This is a genomic window from Streptomyces sp. SID3343 (assembly GCF_009865215.1).
Lineage (GTDB): Bacteria > Actinomycetota > Actinomycetes > Streptomycetales > Streptomycetaceae > Embleya.
Genome location: NZ_WWJX01001035.1, coordinates 1 through 20892 on the forward strand (window position 1 = coordinate 1; position 20892 = coordinate 20892).

The window sequence follows — 20892 nt, forward strand, 5'->3', positions numbered from 1 at the left end:
GATGGCCGGCGGCGTGGTGATCGTCTTCATGGTGCTCGTCGCGATCTTCGCCCCGCTGATCACCTCCGCGATCGGCGGCGGCCCCACCGAGTACCACGACGACCTGCTCGACCCGGTCCTGAACATCCCCACCGGCAGCTTCGGCGGCGCGAGCCTGGACCACCCGCTGGGACTGGAACCGGTCAACGGGCGCGACATCTTCTCGCGAATCGTCTACGGCGCCCGGGTCTCGATGCTCGTGGCCTTTCTCGCCACCCTCCTGTCGGTGGTGATCGGCGTCGTCCTGGGCACCGTCGCGGGCTACTTCGGCGGCTGGGTCGACACCGTCATCAGCCGCGCGATGGACGTCTTCCTCGCGTTCCCGCTGCTGCTCTTCGCGATCGCGATCGGCAGCAGCCTGCAGGGCGAGGCATTCGGCCTCAAGGGCGACACGCTCCGGCTGGTCGTGCTCATCTTCGTGATCGGCTTCTTCAGCTGGCCATACATCGCCCGCATCGTGCGCGGACAGACGTTGTCCCTGCGCGAACGCGAGTTCGTCGAGGCCGCTCGCAGCCTCGGCGCCACCGATCGGCACATCATTTTCAAGGAGTTGCTGCCGAACCTGGTCGGTCCGATCCTCGTGTACTCCACGCTGCTGATCCCGACGAACATCCTGTTCGAGGCCGCTCTCTCCTACCTCGGAGTCGGTGTCCAGGAACCCACTGCGTCGTGGGGCGGCATGCTCGCGAAAGCCGTCCCCCGATATGAGGACGCCCCGATGTTCGGGATCGTCCCCGGAGTCACGATCTTCATCACCGTGCTCGCGTTCAACCTGCTCGGCGACGGCCTTCGAGACGCCCTCGACCCGCGCAGCCGCTGAATATCCCGCAAGTCCCGACGAGGAGGCACGACCAGCGATGAGACACCCGGTAACTCGCAGGCGCAGGGCCCAGGCGCTGATCGGTGTGGTGGCGGTGACAGCCTTGACCGCCAGCGCGTGTGGCGGAGGCGGCGGCGGTTCGAAGAAGCACGACCCGAACAACAAGGCGATCACCGAGGTCGTCAACGCGTCCGACAAAAAGGGCGGCACGCTCAAGCTCGTCAGCGCGGACAAGTTCGACTCGCTCGACCCGGGCGACATGTACTACGCCTCGGCGTGGAACTACTCCCGCCTGATGGCCCGTCCGCTGCTGACCTTCAAGCCGGCGCCGGGCAGCGGGAGTTACGAGTTCCAGCCCGACCTGGCCACCGAGGTCGGCAAGACCGACGACGGCGGCAAGACCTGGACGTACCACCTGCGCAAGGGCGTCAAGTACGAGGACGGCACCGAGGTCACGTCCAAGGACGTCAAGTACGCGGTCGAGCGGACCTTCGACAAGGAGATCCTGCCCAACGGCCCCGGCTACTTCGCGCAGTACCTGGACCCGGACAAGACGTACAAGGGTCCGTACAAGGACACCGCGCCGGACAAGCTGGGCCTCAAGGCGATCGAGACGCCGGACGACTACACGATCGTCTTCAAGTTGCCGCAGCCGTTCGCGGACTTCAACTACCTCGCCGCGCTGCCGCAGACCGCGCCGGTCCCGCCCGCCAAGGACACCGGCAAGGAGTACATCAAGCACCCGATCGCGTCCGGCGCGTACATGGTCGACGGCCAGTACGAGCCCGGCAAGGCGGTCAACCTGACCCGCAACCCGCACTGGGACAAGGCAACGGACCCGCTGCGCAAGGCGCTTCCGGACCGGATCGAGCTGCTGGAGAAGCAGGACGCCAACGACGTCGACAACCGTCTGTTCGCCGGCACGGCACAGATCGACGTGGTCGGCACCGGCGTTCAGGCCGCGGCCCAGAACAAGATCCTCACCGACGAGAAGCTCGCCGCCAACTCCGACGACGCGATCTCGGGCGCGCTGGCCTACCTGGCGATCAGCTCGAAGACCCCGCCGTTCGACAACGTGCACTGCCGCCGCGCCGTGCAGTACGCGGTCAACAAGACGCAGCTCCAGCGCGCGTACGGCGGCAAGATCGGCGCGGACATCGCGACGAACCTGATGCCGCCCACGGTGCCCGGGGCCAAGGCCGCCGACATGTACCCCAACGGCGCCAAGCAGAGTGGTGACATCGCCAAGGCCAAGGACGAGCTCAAGCAGTGCGGTCAGCCCAACGGCTTCAGCACCGTGGCGACGGCTCGCAGCAACCGGCCCAAGGAGATCGCGGGCGCGACCTCGCTGCAGAACGCGCTCGACAAGATCGGCATCAAGGTCGAGATCCGGCAGTACCCCTCGGGTGACTACTTCTCGCAGTTCGCCGGTGTCCCGAAGTGGGTCGCCGACAACAAGGTCGGGATCATGTTCATGCAGTGGGGCCCGGACTTCCCGACCCAGTTCGGCTTCTTCCAGCAGATCGTGGACGGCCGGGCGATCAAGGACGCCGGTGGCACGAACCTCTCCGAGCTGAACGACGCCGCGGTCAACGGCCTGATCGACAAGGCCACCGCGACGATCGACCCGGCGGCGAACGCGGCCATCTGGCAGGACGTCGACAACAAGGTGATGGAGGCGGCGGTCATCCTGCCGTTCGCCTGGACCAAGTCGCTGCTCTACCGCCCGCCGAACGTCACGAACGTGGTCGTCACGCCCGCGTACTCCGGCATGTACGACTACCTCAACATGGGCGTCCAATAAGCCTGCGAGGCCAGTAGCCCGAAGGAGAGGTGAAGGCCCGTCAATTCCGGTGCGGGGAGCGGTGATCCCGCTCCCCGCACCGGACCGGGTCGCAGGCTCATGATTTTCTATCTGCTCAGGCGGTTGGCGGGAGCGGTGGTGCTGCTCCTGATCGTCACCATGGCGGTCTTCGCCATCTTCTTCCTGGTTCCGCGCTGGGGCGGTGCCACCAGTGACCAACTGGCCGCGCGCTACGTCGGCAAGTCGCCCACACCCGAGGCGATCGAGCAGGTCAAGCACGGTCTCGGCCTCGACAAGTCGGTGCCGGAACAGTACGGCAAGTTCGTCAAGGGATTCGTCGCAGGCAAGGACTACGACACCGGTGTCCGCAAGGTGCACTGCGCGCCGCCGTGCTTCGGATTCTCCTTCCGCAACAACCTCGAAGTATGGCCGCGCCTGACCGACCGGATCCCGGTCACCCTGTCGCTGGCCGCCGGGGCCGCCGTCATCTGGCTGCTCGCGGGTGTGTCGATCGGAGTGCTCTCGGCACTCAAACGCGGCAGCATCTGGGACCGGATGTCGATGGGCTTCGCGTTGGCGGGTGTGTCGATGCCACCCTTCTTCACGGGCCTCGTCGCGCTGGCCCTGTTCAGTTATCAATGGCCCATCTTCAAGGGCGTGCACTACGTGCCGTTCATGGACAACCCCGGCAGTTGGGCGTGGAACCTGATCCTGCCGTGGCTCACGCTCGCGTTCTTGTACGCGGCGTTGTACGCCCGGCTGACCCGGGCCGGCATGTTGGAGACGATGAGCGAGGACTACATCCGAACAGCGCGGGCCAAGGGCCTGCGCGAACGGGACGTCATCGTCAAACACGGCCTGCGCGCGGCGCTCACCCCGATCCTGACCATCTTCGGCATGGACGTCGGCCTGTTGCTCGGCGGCGCGATCCTGACCGAACAGGTGTACTCCCTCAACGGCATCGGCAAATTCGCCGTCGAGGCGATCACCCAGCAGGACCTTCCCGAGGTACTCGGCGTGACGATGATCGCCGCCGTCTTCGTGATCCTGGCCAACCTCGTCGTGGACCTGCTCTACGCGGTCGTCGATCCCCGGGTGAGGAACTGATGCCCCGTCTACTGCCGCGCCGCAAGAAGGACTCGGCCGACGAGCTGCCCGAGCTCGCCCCGGCCGGACCCCCGCCCGCGCCCGAAAACTTCCTCGAAGTACGCGGTCTCACCGTGCACTTCCCCACCGACGACGGCCTGGTCCGCAGCGTCGACGGCGTCGACTTCGCGCTACAGCGCGGCCGAACCCTGGGCATAGTCGGCGAATCCGGCTCCGGTAAAAGCGTCACCTCGCTCGCGATCATGGGCCTGCACGGCAAGACCAACGCCCGTATCGGCGGCGAGATCTGGCTCGACGGCAAGGAGATCGTGCGCTCCACGCCGGAGCAGGTACGGCTGATGCGCGGCCGCCGGATGGCGATGATCTTCCAGGACCCGATGTCCTCGATGCACCCGTACTACACGGTCGGGCACCAGATCATCGAGGCGTACCAGGTCCACAACGAGGTCACCTCGAAGCAGGCCAAGTCGCACGCGATCGACCTGCTCGGCCGCGTCGGCATCCCGCGCCCGGACCGGCGCGTGGACGACTACCCGCACCAGTTCTCCGGCGGCATGCGCCAGCGGGCGATGATCGCGATGGCGCTCAGCTGCGACCCCGAACTGCTCATCGCCGACGAGCCGACCACCGCGCTCGACGTCACCGTGCAGGCCCAGATTCTCGACCTGATCCGGGACCTGCAACGGGAGTTCGACTCCGCGGTGGTGATGATCACGCACGATCTCGGCGTGGTCGCCGAACTCGCCGACGACGTGCTCGTGATGTACGCGGGCCGCGCGGTCGAACACGGGCTCTCCCGCACCCTGTTCGAGGAGCCCAGGCACCCGTACACGTGGGGCCTGCTCGGCTCGCTGACCCGCCTGGACCGCGAGCGTCAGGAACGGCTCATGCCGATCAAGGGCAGCCCGCCGAGCCTGATCTCGCTGCCGTCCGGCTGCGCGTTTCGTACCCGCTGCCCGTACGCGGACCGCAACGACGGCCGAGAGAAGACCGAGGTCCCGCAGCTGCTGGAGATCTCCCCGGGGCACCGCACCGCGTGCCACCTCGATCTCGGCGAACGCGACCGGATCTGGGCCGAGGACATCAGGCCGCGCCTGTGAGCGAGACGGTGAAGCGCCTGTGAGCAAGACGGTGAAGGTGAACACGACGGTGACCGAGGGCGCGCGAGCGGGAGAAGACGTGAAGGCTGCGGAGACCGCCGAGACCGCCGGTGCGCAGACCGCCGCCGAGCAGGCGGAACGGCCGGAGGTACTCGTCCGGGTTCGGGGACTGCGCAAGCACTTCCCGGTCAAGAGCGGCGGCATCGGGCGGCGCAAGGCCGGCACCGTCAAGGCCGTCGACGGGCTCGACTTCGACATCCGCGAGGGCGAAACGCTCGGCCTGGTCGGCGAGTCGGGCTGCGGCAAGTCGACCACCGGACGCATGGTCATGCGACTGCTCGATCCGAGCGCGGGCACGATCGAATTCGCCGGACGCGATGTCACCAAGCTCTCGCGCGGCCAACTGAGGCCGCTTCGACGCGACTTCCAGATGATCTTCCAGGACCCGCAGTCGTCGCTGAACCCGCGCCACACGGTCGGCACGATCGTCGGCGCGCCGTATCGGCTCCAGAAGGTCAACCCCGAGGGCGGCATCAAGAAGGCCGTCCAAGAGCTGCTCGAACTCGTGGGACTGAGCCCCGAGCACTACAACCGCTATCCGCACGAGTTCTCCGGCGGCCAGCGCCAACGCATCGGGATCGCCCGCGCGCTCGCGCTGCGGCCCAAGCTCGTGGTCGCCGACGAGCCGGTCTCCGCGCTCGACGTGTCGATCCAGGCGCAGGTGGTCAACCTGCTCGACGACCTGCAGAGCGAGTTCGGCCTGACCTATCTGATCATCGCGCACGACCTGTCGGTGGTGCGGCACACCAGCGACCGGGTCGCGGTGATGTATCTCGGCAAGATCGTCGAGATCGCGGACCGCGAGGACCTGTACACGTCACCCAGGCACCCGTACACGGTCGCGCTGATGTCGGCGGTCCCGGTGCCGGACCCCGGGCGGCGCGAGTCGCGCGAGCGGATCCTGCTCAAGGGCGACGTACCGAGCCCGATGGACCCGCCGGCCGCGTGCCGCTTCCACACCCGGTGCTGGAAGGCGCAGGACGTCTGCAAGACGGTCGAGCCACCGCTCGCGGAGCTGGTGGGGCGGCATCAGGTGGCCTGCCACTTCCCGGAGAACACGCCGACGGCGGGCGAGCCGGAGGCGGTGGAACTGGTGAAGCGGGTGTCGGGGGAACCGCCGGTGCCGGTCACGGGAGTGGTGCGGGAGGACGTGGACGGCGGCGGTGCGGGCGGCGGTGCCGAGGAGGGGCCGAAGCTGACGAAGGACGGGCCGGGGAGGGCTGCGACGCAGGACGCTTCGGCGGACGTGTCCGCGGCCCGCGACGATTCCGCGACGCAGGACGCTTCCGCGACCGAGGACGATTCCGCGACGCGCGCGTCTGCGGCGGACACCGGGAAGACTCCGCCGGGGGACACACCCGAATCACCTGCCCCGTGAGTATCCGGCAGCCACCGGCGGTGTAGAACATCCGTTATGTCGCCCGAGGTGCCGCCCGAGATCTTCCACCACACCCTTCAGCAGATCCTGGACCTGATCGGCATCTTCGTGTTCGCGGCGGCGGGCGCGCTGATGGCCGTCCGCAAGAATTTCGACATCATCGGGATCGTCCTGCTCGCCGAGGTCACCGCCCTCGGCGGCGGGGTGATCCGCGACCTGATGATCGGTGCGGTGCCGCCCGCCGCCTTCACCGATCTCGGCTACTTCGGGACCCCGTTGCTCGCCGCCGGGCTCGTGTTCTTCCTTCACCCCCAGGTCGAACGGATCTCGTCGGCGATCGACGTGCTCGACGCGGCGGGACTGGGCCTGTTCTGCGTGACCGGCACGGTGAAGGCACACGCGTACGGGCTGAACCTGCTGCCGGCCGCCGCCCTGGGAGTCACCACGGCCGTCGGCGGCGGCGCGCTGCGCGATGTGCTCGCGCGCGAGATCCCGACGCTGCTGCGCTGGGACAAGGAGATCTACACGTTCCCCGCGCTGCTCGGCGCCGGGATCACGGCCGTGCTGATCGAGTTCGACCTGTTCGGTCCGGTGACCGCGCTTGCGGCGGTGACGTTCGCGTTCCTGCTGCGGGTGCTCGCGCTGAGACGCAACTGGCGGGCTCCGCGCGCGTGGCGGCGCAACTCGGGGACGAGCGTCGACGAGAGCTGAGCGACTCGTCCTCGCGTACCGCCTCCGCGGCCGCGGAGGCCCGGTGGCGCCGGCCCGGAACACGCGGTGTCCGGGCCGGGTGGACCCGGTGGCGCCGGCTCGGAACACACGGTGTCCGCCGGAACACACGGCGTCGGAGGGGCTGCCCGAGGCCACGTGTACGGCCGCCCGCGTCGGCGGCCTCGCGTACCCGACTAAGCTTCGCAGTGCGATGGCCTACTTCGATCACGCGGCGACCACCCCGATGCGCCTTTCGGCGATCAGGGCGATGACCGTACAGCTCACCCACCTGGGAAACCCCTCGTCGCTGCACGCGTCGGGCCGACGCGCGCGCCGAGTGGTGGAGGAGTCCCGCGAATCGCTGGCCCACTCGTTGGGCGCGCGACCGAGCGAAATCGTCTTCACCGCCGGCGGGACCGAGGCCGACAACCTCGCGATCAAGGGGATCTACTGGTCCCGGGTGGCGAGCGACCCGGCCCGGCGCCGGATACTGGTCAGCCCCGTGGAGCATCACGCGGTCCTGGACCCGGTGTTGTGGCTGGAGGAGTCCGAGGGCGCGATCGTCGAGTGGCTCGACGTGGACGCCGACGGGCGAGTCCAACCGCAGACCCTGCGGGACGCGATCGAGCGCGACCCGGCATCGGTCGCGTTGGTGTCGGTGATGTGGGCCAACAACGAAGTCGGTACGGTCGAGCCGATCGCCGAGCTCGTGGAGATCGCGCACGAACACGGCATCCCCTTCCACTCCGACGCGGTCCAGGCGGTCGGCCAGATCCCGGTCGACTTCACCGCGACCGGCCTCGACGCGATGACGGTCACCGGGCACAAGCTCGGCGGCCCGGGCAACTGCGGCGCCCTCGTGCTCGGTCGCGGCATCACGCCGGTACCGGTACTGCACGGCGGCGGCCAGGAACGCGACGTGCGATCGGGCACACTGGACGCCGCCTCGATCTCGGCGCTCGCGGTGGCGGCCGAGGAGTCGGTGCGCGAACAGGCCCAGTACGCCCGGCGAGTGGGCGCGCTGCGCGACGAACTGGCCCGCCGGATCGTCGAGGCGGTCCCGGACGCGCAGCTCAACGGCGATCGACGGCTCGATCCCCGGTATCGGCTGCCGGGCAACGCGCACTTCTCCTTCCCGGGCTGCGAGGGCGACTCGCTGCTGCTGTTGCTGGACGCGCGAGGCATCGAATGCTCGACCGGCTCGGCGTGCTCGGCGGGCGTCGCCCAGCCCAGCCACGTATTGCTCGCGATGGGCGCGGACAGCGCCCGCGCCCGCGGATCGCTGCGCTTCACCCTGGGCCACACCACGACGGAGGCCGAGGTGGCGGAACTGGCCGAGGCCATCGTGCCGGTGGTCGAGCGGGCCCGGTCGGCGGGGGCGGTGTCGCTGCGGGGGTGAAGGGCGAGCGCGTTTCGCGCCCGCGATCACCAGAGCGCCGTGAGGGGCCTGATCAGTCGCACCCCGTCGCCGTAAAACCGCAGCCCGACAAACGAACGCAACGGGTGGTGCGAGTGGGAACAAATCCACCCCGCCACAGGCGGAACCGCAACCCTCCCGTCTGCCCGCGCCACCTCCGCGTGGTGCCGCGGCTCCGTGCCGAGCAGCAATCCCCCGAGGGCGCGGCTACAAGACCACGTACTCTTACTGGTGCCATGTCTGATCACACGCTTCCCCCCGCCAACGGCCGCCGCCTTCGCGTGCTCGCCGCCATGTCCGGCGGCGTCGACTCCGCCGTAGCCGCCGCCCGCGCCGTAGAAGCCGGCCACGACGTCGTCGGCGTCCACCTCGCGCTCTCGGCCAAACCCGCGACGCTGCGTGAAGGCGCCCGCGGCTGCTGCACGATCGAGGACTCACGGGACGCGCGGCGGGCCGCGGACGTGATCGGCATCCCCTTCTACGTCTGGGACATGGCCGAGCGCTTCCGCGAGGACGTCGTGGACGACTTCGTGGCCGAGTACAAGGCGGGGCGCACGCCCAACCCGTGCCTGCGCTGCAACGAGAAGATCAAGTTCGCGGCGCTGCTCGACAAGGCGCTCGGGCTCGGCTTCGACGCGGTCTGCACCGGCCACTACGCGCAGATCGTCGAGCACGCCGACGGCTCGCGCGAGCTGCACCGCTCGGTCGACATGGACAAGGACCAGTCCTACGTCCTGGGTGTGCTCGACAGCGACCAGCTCGCACACGCGATGTTCCCGCTCGGCGGCGACAACAAGGGCGACGTCCGGGCCGAGGCGGAGCGCCGTGACCTCGCGGTCGCGCAGAAGCCGGACAGCCACGACATCTGCTTCATCGCCGACGGCGACACCCAAGGCTTCCTCGCCAAGCACCTGGGCAGCGAGCGCGGCGACATTCTCGACGCCGAGGGCACCAAGCTCGGCGAACACGACGGCGCCTACGGCTACACGATCGGCCAGCGCAAGGGCCTGCGCATCGGCCGCCCGGCAGCCGACGGCAAGCCGCGCTACGTCCTGGACATCTCCCCGGTGTCCAACACGGTCACGGTAGGCCCGGTCGAGGCCCTGGACGTCGACACCATCACCGCGATCCGCCCCCGCTGGTGCGGCCCGGCGCCACAGGGCACGATCACGTGCACCGCCCAGGTCCGCGCCCACGGCGACGAGACGCCGGCGGTCGCGGAGGTGGTCGGCGCCGACATACGGGTGAACCTCGCCGAACCGATTCGAGGCATCGCCCGAGGCCAAGCAGTCGTCCTGTACGACGGCACCCGAGTGATCGGCTCGGCCACCATCGACGGCACCGCATAACGGGCCCGTCGGCCGAACTCGACACCTGCCGGCCGCAGTTGTTCGGCCTCTTCGGCCTCTCCGGCCTTTCCGGTGGTGGACAAACGCACTGGCAGCTGTGCCTTCGCAGCCAGTGTCGTGCCACCTGCGTGACGTGGGCGACGGCACCGCCGGGTGGGCGCCCTCGGTGCTGTTCGAGATCGAGTCGACCCTTTCAGGTTCGTCGACCGACTCGATGATCTGCCGCAATGGCTCGAACGGTGGTGCCCCGGGCCGTTCCGGCTCGCCCTTGCGGGCCGGCCGCCATCGAGGTGAAGCCAAGCATGGCCGGAGCCCTGACACACCGCGTGGTTCACGCCCGCGGTCCCGGCCCGCGCGTGCCGAGCGCTGCTCACGCCTCGGCGGATGCGCCCGTCGCCGCCGCGATCAGAGCGGTCGCCGCCGCGAGGGACGTCGCGGCCACCGTGGAGTCGTGGTCCATCAGGGCGGAGATGGCGGCGCCGTCGTAGAGCAGGTGGAGCTGGTGGCCCAGGGCGTCGGGGTCGGCGGCGCCGGCCTCGGCGGCGAGGTGGGTGAAGAGTTCGCGCATCCAGCTGCGGAAGGCGTCTGCCGCTTCCTGGACCAGCCCGCCGGGACCGGCCTCGGCGCCGGCGCGGACGAAGGCGCAGCCGTGGAAGTCGGGCCGGTCGAACTGCCGCCCCTGGGATACGAAGACCGCCAGCATCTGTTCGCGGGGCGTGTCGCGCTCCGCGACGGCCCGGGTGATCCGGTCGACGGTGCTCGCGTGCCGGGTGTCGAGGTACGCCCGGACGAGCTGCTCCTTGCCGCCGAAGGTGTTGTACAGCGACGCCTTGGCCACGCCCGCGTGCTCGATGACCCGGTCGATCCCGACGCTCTGCACGCCCTCGGCGTAGAACAGTTCGTTCGCGGCGGCGAGCAGGCGCTCACGCGCCGACGGCTTCGCGGTGCTTTGGACACTCGCCATGACGGTCACTCCCTCAGACAGGTCTGTCTACATTATCCGCCGGCCACGCCCTCCGGCCGAGTCCCGGCCGGAGGCCGGCCCTCACGCGTTGCCGCCGACCGGCTCGCCCGGTAGGGCCGCCGTTTCGTCCCGACCGCCGCGCAGCAGCCCGAGCAGCGCGAACGCCGCGAGGACGATCACGGCGACGCCGTACTCCTGCGCGGTGGCGGTCAGTCCGCCCGCGTGTACGACGAGGAACCCGGCGATCACGGCGGGCACCCCCATGCCCAGGTAGGAGACGATGAAAAGCAGCGACAGCACGCCGGAACTCTCGTGCGGCCGGGCCAGCGGCATCACCGTACGGATGCCGCCCTGGAACCCGCTGCCGAAGCCGACGCCCGCGATGGCGGTGCCGACGAAGAAGCCGGTGGGGGAGGAATCGCGGATCGAGACGAGGGTGATCGCCACCCCGGCGATCAGCGCGAGGATGCCGGTGAGCATCACCGTCCGGGTCGCCGCCTTCCGCAGGACCAGCACCGAGACGGCGGCCACCCCGGCGAGGACGAACAGGCTCAGCCCGCCGAGGACTTCGGACCCGGAACCGGTCAACTGCCGTGCGAGGGACGGACCGAGCGACCCGTACAGCCCGGCCAGCGCCCAGACGGCGAACAGTACCGGCGCGGCCACCAGCATCGGCCCGCGTACAGCGCGCGGCAGCTTGATCTCCGGCACCAGGCTGGCCAGCGCCCCCGGCTTGCGGACCACCGTCTCGGCCATCAGCACGACGGCGACCATCTGGAGGACGAAGATCGCCAGCAGCCCGAGGTAGACCAGATGCGTGGGGGCGGGCAGGAACTGGACGACGAGGCCGGAGACCAGCGCGCCGGTCGCCGTGCCTATGCCCGGGACGATCGCGTTGGTGATCGTGCCGCGCGGCCGGTCGATGTCCATCATCCCCGCCCCGATCGCGCCGAGCGCGGCGCCGGTCGACAGTCCCTGGACGATCCGGGCGACCATCAGCCCCGGCACGCCGTCGGCGGTGGCGAACACGACCATCGAGGCGGCCTGCGCCGCGAGCGCAGCCAGCAGTATCGGCCGCCTGCCGACGTGGTCGGAGAGCTTGCCCATGGTGAGCAGCCCGAGCAGCACGGCCACCGCGTAGACGCCGAAGACCACGGTGGTGGTGATCGGATTGAAGCCCCATTCGGCCTGGTAGACCGCGTAGAGCGGGGTCGGCGCGCTGGAGGCCGCCAGGAACGAGACGGTGATCGAGGCGAGTACGTACAGCGCCACCTTCGGCGGCAGCCGCCGGCCTCGCGCGGATCCGGCAGCGGAGTCGGATCCGGAAGCGGATCCGGAAGCGGATCCGGCGTCGGCGGGTGCCGCATCCGAGGTGCGCGCCGGTTTGGACGCTGGGACGACCGAGGGTTTCGTCATGACCATTCCCGTCCGAAGTATGAGTAGACCTGTCTGTCTAATTAAGAAATCATACTAGACAGACAGGTCTACTCAGGTCAAACGGGGGAGAGGCGAGCATCGCTCGGGGCGTGCGCACGGGCTCACGGGCTCACGGTGAAGGTTTCGTCGAGGCGGACCGACTCGTCGATCTGCCGCAATGGCTCGAACAGTGGTGCCCCGGGTCGTTCCGGCTCGCCTTGCGGGCCGGGCGCAGCGGCCGGATGTACTGCCTGGCCGGTGCCGCGCCCGGCACCGGTTCGGGTTCGCAGCCCCGGCCGAAGCGGTTCCTGTCGCCGATCAGCGTCCGGACGGGGCGATTCGATCTCGAACAGCGCCGAGGGCGCACGCCCGGCGATGTCGTCGCCCGCGGCATGCAGCGCGTCCTCGCACCGACCGCCGCGATCCGGCCCAACGCCCACGCAGGACAGCCCGTCCCGCGTTCACCGACCGCCTATGACCACCGACCCCTTCGGAATCGATCGTCTAGTCGGCAGACGGGTGGCGGTGGACGTGGCCGGTGTCGATGCGCCGGAGTTGTTCGTCGGCCTCTCGTCCGTGCAGCAGCGGTTCGCGGCGGTCCCAGGTGGTGCCGTCGCGCCGGTGTCGGCGGCGTCGCGCGATGGCGGACAGGGCTTCGAGGACGACCCGGTTGCCGAGCAGGGCGGTGACGTCCGCGTGGTCGTAGGGCGCCGGAGCGGTAGGAGGTGCCGCCGTCGAGCGGGGCGCCGAGGATCACGACGTCGGCGTCGGCGTAGCCGGCCGGGGCGTCGAGTTCACACGCCTCGACCCCGAGGAAGGTGATCGGGGGCCGAGCATGGTGACGGGAGGGTTCTGCATCGTGGCGCCTCTCCAGGGTGTGCAGGTGCGATGTGCTGCCGCACCTCGGTGCTCGAAAGCGCGGGTTCGGGCCGTATCACCGCTACGGGCGGCCTCGACACGTTCTCCGGCGGCATGCCGACACCCTCACGTCCCCCGCCCCGCGACACCCGGCGGCACGCCGCCGCACGGTGACCCCTTCACCGAACCGGCGCAGCGACCCACCCGGCGACCTACGTCACCGGCAATGGCCGACGGACCGAGACGCCATCCCGGGGGCGTAGTTCACCTCGATCGACGCGGGCGCGGATCTCGGCCGCGATCGGTCGACACGGTGGCAATGCCGAACCCGGGCCGCAGGGCCGGACCGCGCCGCCCTGGAGCCGTGGAAACCGCAGCCCGGCACGCGGAACGCAACGGGTGGTGCGGGTGGGAACGACTCCCGCCGCCGAAGGCGAATCCGCAGCCGGCCCACCTACCCTCGAACTGCCCAAGGGCCGCCCGAAACCCGGGCTACGCGGGCGGACCCCGCTGCCCGGTGCCGTAGAACCGCGTGGGAACAACTCCCGCCGCCCAAAGGCGAAGCCGCCGGTGACGGCCGGTCCCCGTCAAGGCCCGGCCGGCCGAGGCCGAGTGCGCTCGACCGAGGCGTCTACGAGCGTCGCACCGAACCCGATGGCCAACCATGAACGGTGAGGCCGGTGTTGCCGTCGAGGTATCCGCGCAGTCCCGCCTCCGGGTAGGGGATGAGCTCCTCGGGAAGACCGTGGACGGCGAACCAGACGAAGTGGGCGCGACAGCGCCCGGCGGACCGTCTCGCGGGGATTGAGCGCGCCCACCGGGTCCTGCTGCACCAGTTGGATGTGGCCGCGCGGTACCGGCGTTCGGGATCGGTCGGCGGCGGGCTTCCCGTCCTCCCAGCGCACGGTTCCGGCCTCGATCCGGTGCAGCCCGGCGACGCAACGGGCCAGGGTCGACTTGCCCGACCCGGAGGGGCCCACCACGGCGGTGCACGATCCGGCCGGCACCCGAAGCGTCACGTCCGCCACCACCCGATGGGAGCCGTGCGAGGCCGACACATCGCGGATCACCAGCCCCGCGCTCGGTGGCTCGATCGGCGCCGTGCGGAGCCTGGGGCGCACCGGTGCGAGACGGGCGGCCAGGATGTCGCGGGGTGCTCCTTCGCGGACGACGCGCCCCGCGTCCAACTCCACGACGCGGTCCGCCAAGCCCGCCACCAGGTGTGGGTCGTGGCTCACCAACACCGCCGCCCGACCGTGCTCGCGCAGCACGTCGATCACGAGCGCCCGGGTGTCCTGGGCGGTGACGCTGTCGAGGCCGCTGGTCGGCTCGTCCAGCACCATCAGGACGGGTGATCCGGCGAGCGCGACGGCGAGCGCGACGCGTTGCGCCTGTCCCCCCGAGACGCCGTGCGGATACCGCCGCAGGAAGGAGTCGTCGACCGGCAGCCCGACCCCGGACAGCAACCGCGCGACCTCCGTCCCCACCCACGCGCGCCCGCTCGCGGCCGACGCGCGCAACCGGACGGCCTCGGCGACCTGTGTGCCGATACGCCGCATCGGGTTGAGCGCCGAGGCAGGATCCTGACCGAGGAAGGTCACCCGTTCGCCCCGCAGGCGGCGGGCGCCTTCGGCGGTCAGCGGATCGACGCCGTCCACTCGCACGGTGCCCCCGCGCACACGCAACCCCGGACGCACGTGCCCGAGAAGGGTGAGCGCGAGGGTCGTCTTCCCGGACCCGGAACGGCCCACAAGGGCCACCACCTCGCCCCGGGCGATCGTCAGGTCGACATCGCGCACGACCGCCGGGCCGTCCGCGGGGCCGATGGTCAGGGCCTGCACGTGGGCGAGCGTCACGCCGCTTCCCTTCCGAAAGATTCCGAGACCCGGTCCGCCAACAGGTTGACCGAGACCGCGAAGACGACGAGCAGGAGCGTGGGAGCCAGGAACGGAGCGGTCGTCAGTGACGCGCCCGGCAGGTTTTCCTGCACCATGCGCCCCCAGTTGGCCGCCGGCGCACCTTGGCCCAAGCCCAGAAAACCGGCCGTCGCGCTCAGGTGCACGGCGGCGACCAAGCGAATACCGGCGTCGGTCAGCAGTGGCCCGACCATGTTGGGCAGGACGTCGTAGCGCAACACCGCCGAAGCGCTGTCACCGCGGGCTCGCGCCGCTTCGATGTACCCGTGCCCGGCGAGCCTGCGTCCCGACGCACGCACCACACGCACCGAGAACGGCAGCGTGGTCAACGCCACGGCGACCACGACGGCCGTGTCACTGCCGGGGAATCCGGCGGCCAGCACGAGCATCGACAACAGCGCGGGCACGGCGGCGAGAACGTCCACCAGGCGCACCAGCAGGTCGCCGGCGCGCGTCTTGGTGAAGGCGGCCCACAACCCGACGAGCGTGCCGAGCACCGTGGTCGCGGCCGTGGCGCAGACGCCCGCGATCACGATGGTGCGACCGCCGTGCAGAACCCGACTGAGCACGTCGCGCCCCAACATGTCGGTGCCCAGCACGTGCTTCGCGTCGGGCGACTCGAAGGGCAGACCGACCTGCTCGGTCGGCGCGTGGGGCGCCAGGTACGGGCCCAGCAGGGCCACCAGGAGCACGCATGCCAGCCCTGTGCTCGCGCACACGACCACCACGCTCGGGCGCGTCCGCCGGGTGGCGGAGGTCCGCACCACCCTCATGCGCGCGCTCTGGGGTCGAGCAGGTTCGCGACGACGTCGCCGACCAGCAACATCAACAGCATGACCGCACACAGCGCGAGGGCGATGCCCTGAACCATCGGCACGTCCCGTGCGGCGACGGCCTGTTGCAGTTCGTGGCCGATACCCGGATAACCGAACACGCTCTCCACCACCACGGTGCCGCCGACGAGACCTCCCGTGGTCAACGCGAGCGCCTGGACGGCCGGGGCGAGCGCCCCGGGCAGCACGTGTCGCACGGCCAGGCGTATGCCACGCACCCCGTTCAATCGCGCGGACTCGATGTAGGGCGTGGTACGGATGTCGGCCACTGTTGCCCGGATCAGTCGCGTCGCGGCGGCGGAGCCCACCACGCACAAGGTCAGCACGGGCAGAACCAGGGTCTCCGGCGCCTGAAGCGGCGACTGCCCCAGCGGTACCAGGGACACCCGGGGAAACGCGTCCAGCCATACCGCCAGTACCGCGAGCAGTAGGCCGGCGGTGACGAACTCCGGTATCCCCACCGCGATTTGCGTTGCGGTGGTGATCCAACGATCGGCCGCTCGCCCGGCGCGCATACCCGCGCCCAGGCCCAGGACCACGGCGAGCGGCGCCGCGACGGCCGATGCCAGACCGGCGAGCAGCATGCTGTCGGGCAGTCGGTCGGTTACCACGTCGGCCACGGGGCGGCGGCCGACCAGCCCGGTCCCCAGGTCACCGTGTACGGCATCCCAGGCCCACTCCCGGTAGCGATCCGCAGGCGACCGATCCAGACCCAGTTCGGTGCGCAACTGCTCGCGCTGTGCCGGTGAGGCGTCGACGCCGGCGACCACGTCCACCGCGTCCCCCGGCAGTACCTCGGTGGCGGTGAACACGCCCGCCGACAAGACGATCAACACCGCGAGTGCCCCGGCGGTCCGGCGCAGCATGTACCGAAGCACGTTCACGCCCGCCCGCCTCCTCGCGGCGGCTGCCGTCGCGCTCGCGTGCTCATCGCACCGTCGCCTGGCCGAAGCCGGGGAACTGCTGGAACAGGTCGTCCCCGATGCCGGCCACGGAGCGCGTCGCGGCATTGACGTAGGGCTTGAACACGGGCATGACGGTGTTGCCCTCGCTCCACATGACCCGTTGCGCCGCGCCACCGATCTCCCGCGAGCGCAGCGGGTTCCGCTCCGCTCGGGCGCGCGCGACCTGCTCGTCCACGTCCGGACGATTCCATCCCAGAGCGCCAGGCGCGCCACCGGCGGTGGTCACCTGGTAGGAGGACAACGCGGGGACGGGGACATTGAACGCGGCTGCGAGCGGAAGGCGGGTGTAGGCGGGAAAGTCGGCGAAGAGTTGGCCGGCGGGAAGCTCGCGCAGGGACGCGCGCACCCCGATCTTCTTCAGGTCCTCGATGTAGAGCGTCGCGGCCTCGATCATGCCGGGTGTCTCCGGGCCGCTGGTCAGGGTGACCTCCATGCCCTCCGCTCCCGCCTCGCTCAGCAGGGCACGGGCTCGCGCGGGGTCGTGCGGGCGTTGCGGGATCTGCTGCCCGTAGTCGGCGAATCCGATCGAGGGCAGGTCGTTGCCGAGTACACCTCGGCCGAACAGCACGGTCTCGACCATGGCCTGCCGGTCGACGGCGAGCTTGAACGCCTCACGCACGCGTGGGTCGTCGAACGGCTTGACGCTCATGTTCATCCGGAAGGACAACCCGACGAGATAGGGACTCTCGGTGGGCGTGAGTACGAACCGTCGGTCCGCCTCGACGGTGCGGGCCGTCACCGGGGGAAGGTCGTGCACGAAGTCGACCTGGCCACCCGTCAGGGCGCCCGCGCGCGCGTCGCCGGCGGCTATGGAACGCAGTTCGAGCCCGTCGAGGTAAGGCCCGCCGCCGAGGGCGAGACCGTAGTAGTCGTCGTTGCGCGTGAACGCCGCACCCTGGCCGGGCTCGAACCGGGTGAGCTTGAACGGCCCGCAGGTGGGCGTCTTGATCGAGTACTCGGTCGTACCCTCCTTGACCACCAGGAAGTTGCCTTGGCACAGGATCAACCGCCCGTCCGCGATCGGCTTTCGCGTCGGTAGAACCACGGTGAGATCGCCCTCTACCCGGGCTCGATCGAGGTCGAAGTTCGCCGCCGGCATCTTGTAGACGGGCAGCGGACTCGCCTTGGCCGGTCCGGCCAGGGAATACAGGACGTCGCGCGCGGTGACCGGCGAGCCGTCGGTGAACCGGATGCCCGGGCGGACCCGCAGAGTGTAGGTGGCCAGGTCCTCCGAGACGTCCATCCCCTCCAGGACGCCGTATCGGACACCGTCGGGGGCGCCGGGGTCCAAGTTGCCGAGACCGGCGTGCCAGGCTCGGGCCCGGACGAAGTCCATCGGCGTCGGTCCGCGGAAGTGGTCGAGCGTCTCGGACGCGCCACCGCCGACGAAGGCGGCACGCAAAGTGCCGCCGGGGCGCTTGGCGGCCCCGCCCTTGTCCGGATCGGCTGTCGGGGTCCCGTCGTCGGAGCATGCGGTCAGCAGGGTCGATCCGGCCGCCAAGGCGAGTGCGCCGCCGGCTGTTCCCAGCACGAATCGACGACGGGCGAGGGTCGGGGACATGGTTCTCCTGGTCGTGATGAGCGGGCGCCGGTGCGCCCGTTGTCGGTCGGATGGGTGTGTCGGCGCGACCTGTCTTCAGGTCGGGGAGCGAGCGGGCGTCACGGTGATGGCCCCGGACGGGCATTCGCGTACGGCTTGCTCGACATCGGTCCGCGCGTGCCCTCCGGGCGGCGGTTCGAGGAGCAGGACCCGCCCATCGGTGGAGTCCTGGTCGAACACGGCCTCCGCCGCGAGCACGCATTGCCCCGCGCCGACGCATCGTTCACGATCGACCTCGACCTCGACCTCGACCTGGGAACGGGCGTCGAGCCGGAGCTTCTGACGCTCCGTCAGGGACGCGGAAGGTTGGGCGTCCGGTGCGTGTGACATGTCGTCTTCCCCAATGCTGACGTGGACACAGCGGCACCTTACAGGAAATGATTTTCATTATCGATCACCTCGGACCATCGCCGACCGGAGCAACGGGTGTCGCCCTGGCGGGCGCTCGTCCGTGCCGGCGAGCCGCGTTCCGGTCCGGCGCGCCGGACGACGAGGTGTTCGCGCTGCCGGAGGTCAAGCGCGGACTGGTCGCGGGCGGAGGAGGGCTGCTGCGGCTGCCGCGCAGGCTCCCGTACCACGTGGCCATGCGATCGGCGCTCACCGGAGCACCGCTGACCGCGACGCGGGCACACGCCTTCGGCCTGGTGAACGAACCCGCGCCGCCCGGCGGCAGGTTGCACGCCGCCGTGCCCCAAGCGCATGGTCGCCGAATCCGGCTCCTGGCCCGCTGACGAGACGTGGTCCCGCCGGGAGGCGATCACCACACCGGTGTTCGCCTTCCACGACGCCCGTGAAGGCGCGGCCGCCTTCGCCGAGAAGCGCGCCCCGCGCCGGCAGGGCCGCTGACCTCCGGCGCCCCCTCCCGCGTGATCGGCCCAACCCCGCGTCGGACCCTTGGTCCACCGCGATCAACCCGAGGAGCACCACCGATGCACCTCGACAACGCGTCCGCCCTCGTCACCGGCGAGGCCTCGGGCCTGGGCCGGGCCATCGCCGCGCGCCTGCTCGACCTGCCCACCTCGGCCGGCGCCGACGTCGCCGAGACACCGGCCCGCGAATCCGGACACCCCGTGCGATTCGTGCCCGGCGACGTCCGCAGCCGCGAGGACGCCGCCACCGGTGTCGAGACCGCCGCCGAACTCGGCCCGCTGCACGTCGCCGTCAACCGCGCCGGCACCGAAAGCGCCATCCGCACCGTCGCCAAGGACGGCGCCTCATACCCGCAGGAAGCCTTCGAATTCCTCGTCGGCATCAACCTGTTCGGCACCTTCGACGTCCAGGCCGTGTCTTCGGCGCGGGCGGCGGCCTCGTCGGCGTCGTCGAACCCTGCCGCATGGGCCGGCACGTCCAGCGCGCCGGCATCCGGGACGTCGGTGAACTCACCGAGACCCTCCACGCCGACGACGGACACGAACCGGCCACACAGCCGCAGCATTGGGCCTTGCTCGGCACGACCCGGAGTTCGGCGCGCAACTCGTCGGGAGCCGCGCCGGCGTCGGCCCGGCCCACCCCGTTGGCTTGATCAGCAGCTCGTCCGCCGAACCGGCGTGACTCGTCACAGTTCTGCCGCGCGGTGACTCCACCCGGGCCGACGCCGACCACGGTCGTCCACCTTCAAGGAGAGCAACCGCGTGACCATGCTCGCAGGACAGATCGACGGCGTCATCGGCGTCGACACCCACCGCGGCACCCTCGCCGCGACCGCCGCTCGTGAGACCGGTTGATCTGCGGGTTCGCCCTCGGCTCGCCTCCGATGCGGTTCCCGCACCCGCTTCGGCGCGTAAACAGTCGCGTGATCGCATCCGATGCAATACGCGGCACTTCGCAGATTTCAGCAGGATAAAACGTTAAGAAACGATCTTGATCCGGCTGTCTGGCTGCTCCTGGACGCAATCTCTGCGGCCTCTATGCCGGTTCGGGCTCCGCGGTCGCGGGCGCCGTAAGCCTGTCGCAGGTCGGTCAACCACGAGGCCGGAGGCAGCTGGAGTCGCTACGTCTCCGGCAACCACCTACGGTCACCATCAGGCTGGGACCCGCAAGACACTCGCCACAGTCGAATACGCGAGTCCACCAAGTCCGACCGGCCTCCACGAGGCGACGTGACAGTCGACAACGTCGGCATCCGATGAGATCGGGGAGCCGCACGCCGTCAAAGTCGTAGGACACCGATGAGTACATGGGGTCCTCTGAGTACATGGGGTCCTCGTCCAGGTCCTATCCGGGCAGTCCCCGGAGCAGGCCCTCCAGGTCGCGTTCGCCGTCGCGGGTCTGGGCGCCGTGGGTCAATCCGCCGCGGATGAGACGCTCGGCCTCGGGGCGAGCGAACTGGTTCGCCCAGGCGTCGTGTTCCCGTCGCAGACCCTCGGCCAGGTCCTCGGGGACGATGGCGCGCTTGGCCGCCGCGATCACGCCCTCGGGCAGGGCGGCGATGTTGCGGGCGAGGCGGTCGACGACGTCGTCGAGTTCGTCGGCGGGGACGGCCCGGTTGACCCAGCCGTAGCGCTCCGCGGTCTCGGCGTCGTACAGGTCGGCGCCCAGCACCGCCTCCAGGGCGC

Annotated in this window: 18 protein-coding genes and 1 pseudogene; 11 read left to right on the plus strand and 8 right to left on the minus strand. The window is 70.3% G+C overall.

Going from position 1 to position 20892, the window contains the following annotated elements; genetic code table 11:
- The 8 genes from GT354_RS32290 to mnmA all read left to right on the plus strand — a co-directional run.
- The coding region (locus tag GT354_RS32290; RefSeq protein WP_161359931.1) for an ABC transporter permease at positions 1–859 on the plus strand (859 nt) is incomplete at its 5' end.
- A 37-nt stretch (positions 860–896) separates the two neighbouring features.
- Positions 897–2663, plus strand: coding sequence for an ABC transporter substrate-binding protein (locus tag GT354_RS32295; RefSeq protein ID WP_161359932.1), 1767 nt, complete (start codon positions 897–899; stop codon positions 2661–2663).
- Positions 2664–2762: 99 nt separating this feature from the next.
- On the plus strand, positions 2763–3770 hold the full coding sequence (locus GT354_RS32300; RefSeq protein WP_161359933.1) for an ABC transporter permease: 1008 nt from the start codon (positions 2763–2765) through the stop codon (positions 3768–3770).
- Positions 3770–4870, plus strand: a complete 1101-nt coding sequence (locus GT354_RS32305) for an ABC transporter ATP-binding protein (protein ID WP_161359934.1) — start codon at positions 3770–3772, stop codon at positions 4868–4870. The genes GT354_RS32300 and GT354_RS32305 overlap by 1 nt, the downstream gene beginning before the upstream one ends.
- Positions 4871–4919: 49 nt before the next feature.
- The gene (locus tag GT354_RS32310) at positions 4920–6308 is read left to right on the plus strand and encodes an ABC transporter ATP-binding protein (RefSeq protein WP_161359940.1); all 1389 of its coding nucleotides are present in this window, start codon (positions 4920–4922) and stop codon (positions 6306–6308) included.
- A 36-nt stretch (positions 6309–6344) separates the two neighbouring features.
- The gene (locus GT354_RS32315; RefSeq protein WP_161359935.1) at positions 6345–7019 is read left to right on the plus strand and encodes a trimeric intracellular cation channel family protein; all 675 of its coding nucleotides are present in this window, start codon (positions 6345–6347) and stop codon (positions 7017–7019) included.
- Positions 7020–7230: 211 nt separating this feature from the next.
- Entirely contained in the window at positions 7231–8418 is a 1188-nt protein-coding gene (locus GT354_RS32320; RefSeq protein WP_161359936.1) for a cysteine desulfurase family protein, read from the plus strand.
- 254 nt (positions 8419–8672) lie between these two features.
- On the plus strand, positions 8673–9785 hold the full coding sequence (gene mnmA / locus GT354_RS32325) for a tRNA 2-thiouridine(34) synthase MnmA (RefSeq protein ID WP_161359937.1): 1113 nt from the start codon (positions 8673–8675) through the stop codon (positions 9783–9785).
- Between the two features lie 370 nt (positions 9786–10155).
- On the opposite strand, the gene GT354_RS32330 is transcribed toward mnmA, so the two are convergent.
- The 7 genes from GT354_RS32330 to GT354_RS32365 all read right to left on the minus strand — a co-directional run bounded on the left by GT354_RS32330 (position 10156) and on the right by GT354_RS32365 (position 18667).
- On the minus strand, positions 10156–10749 hold the full coding sequence (locus GT354_RS32330; protein WP_161359938.1) for a TetR/AcrR family transcriptional regulator: 594 nt from the start codon (positions 10747–10749) through the stop codon (positions 10156–10158).
- 81 nt (positions 10750–10830) lie between these two features.
- On the minus strand, positions 10831–12165 hold the full coding sequence (locus tag GT354_RS32335; RefSeq protein WP_161359939.1) for an MFS transporter: 1335 nt from the start codon (positions 12163–12165) through the stop codon (positions 10831–10833).
- Positions 12166–13610: 1445 nt separating this feature from the next.
- The gene (locus tag GT354_RS55985; protein ID WP_346012277.1) at positions 13611–14879 is read right to left on the minus strand and encodes an ATP-binding cassette domain-containing protein; all 1269 of its coding nucleotides are present in this window, start codon (positions 14877–14879) and stop codon (positions 13611–13613) included.
- Positions 14876–15712: an ABC transporter permease gene (locus tag GT354_RS32350; protein ID WP_161358519.1), complete on the minus strand. Its 837-nt coding sequence runs from the start codon at positions 15710–15712 to the stop codon at positions 14876–14878. The genes GT354_RS55985 and GT354_RS32350 overlap by 4 nt, the downstream gene beginning before the upstream one ends.
- Complete coding sequence (locus GT354_RS32355) at positions 15709–16656, minus strand: ABC transporter permease (protein WP_161358520.1); 948 nt, start codon at positions 16654–16656, stop codon at positions 15709–15711. The genes GT354_RS32350 and GT354_RS32355 overlap by 4 nt, the downstream gene beginning before the upstream one ends.
- A 43-nt stretch (positions 16657–16699) precedes the next feature.
- Positions 16700–18298, minus strand: a complete 1599-nt coding sequence (locus tag GT354_RS32360) for an ABC transporter substrate-binding protein (RefSeq protein ID WP_161358521.1) — start codon at positions 18296–18298, stop codon at positions 16700–16702.
- Between the two features lie 75 nt (positions 18299–18373).
- The gene (locus GT354_RS32365; protein WP_161358522.1) at positions 18374–18667 is read right to left on the minus strand and encodes a ferredoxin; all 294 of its coding nucleotides are present in this window, start codon (positions 18665–18667) and stop codon (positions 18374–18376) included.
- Positions 18668–18714: 47 nt separating this feature from the next.
- On the opposite strand from GT354_RS32365, the gene GT354_RS32370 reads away from it, so the two are divergent.
- From GT354_RS32370 to GT354_RS32375, 3 genes are all read left to right on the plus strand, one after another.
- The gene (locus GT354_RS32370; RefSeq protein ID WP_202512237.1) at positions 18715–19068 is read left to right on the plus strand and encodes an enoyl-CoA hydratase-related protein; all 354 of its coding nucleotides are present in this window, start codon (positions 18715–18717) and stop codon (positions 19066–19068) included.
- Complete coding sequence (locus GT354_RS52885; RefSeq protein ID WP_202512238.1) at positions 19037–19183, plus strand: hypothetical protein; 147 nt, start codon at positions 19037–19039, stop codon at positions 19181–19183. Before GT354_RS32370 ends, GT354_RS52885 begins: the two co-directional genes overlap by 32 nt.
- 83 nt (positions 19184–19266) lie before the next feature.
- Positions 19267–19914, plus strand: coding sequence for an SDR family NAD(P)-dependent oxidoreductase (locus tag GT354_RS32375; RefSeq protein WP_161358523.1), 648 nt, complete (start codon positions 19267–19269; stop codon positions 19912–19914).
- Between the two features lie 637 nt (positions 19915–20551).
- Here GT354_RS32375 and GT354_RS32380 read toward each other — a convergent pair.
- Positions 20552–20892 (minus strand): annotated as a pseudogene (locus GT354_RS32380) (enoyl-CoA hydratase/isomerase family protein); the annotation flags it as partial.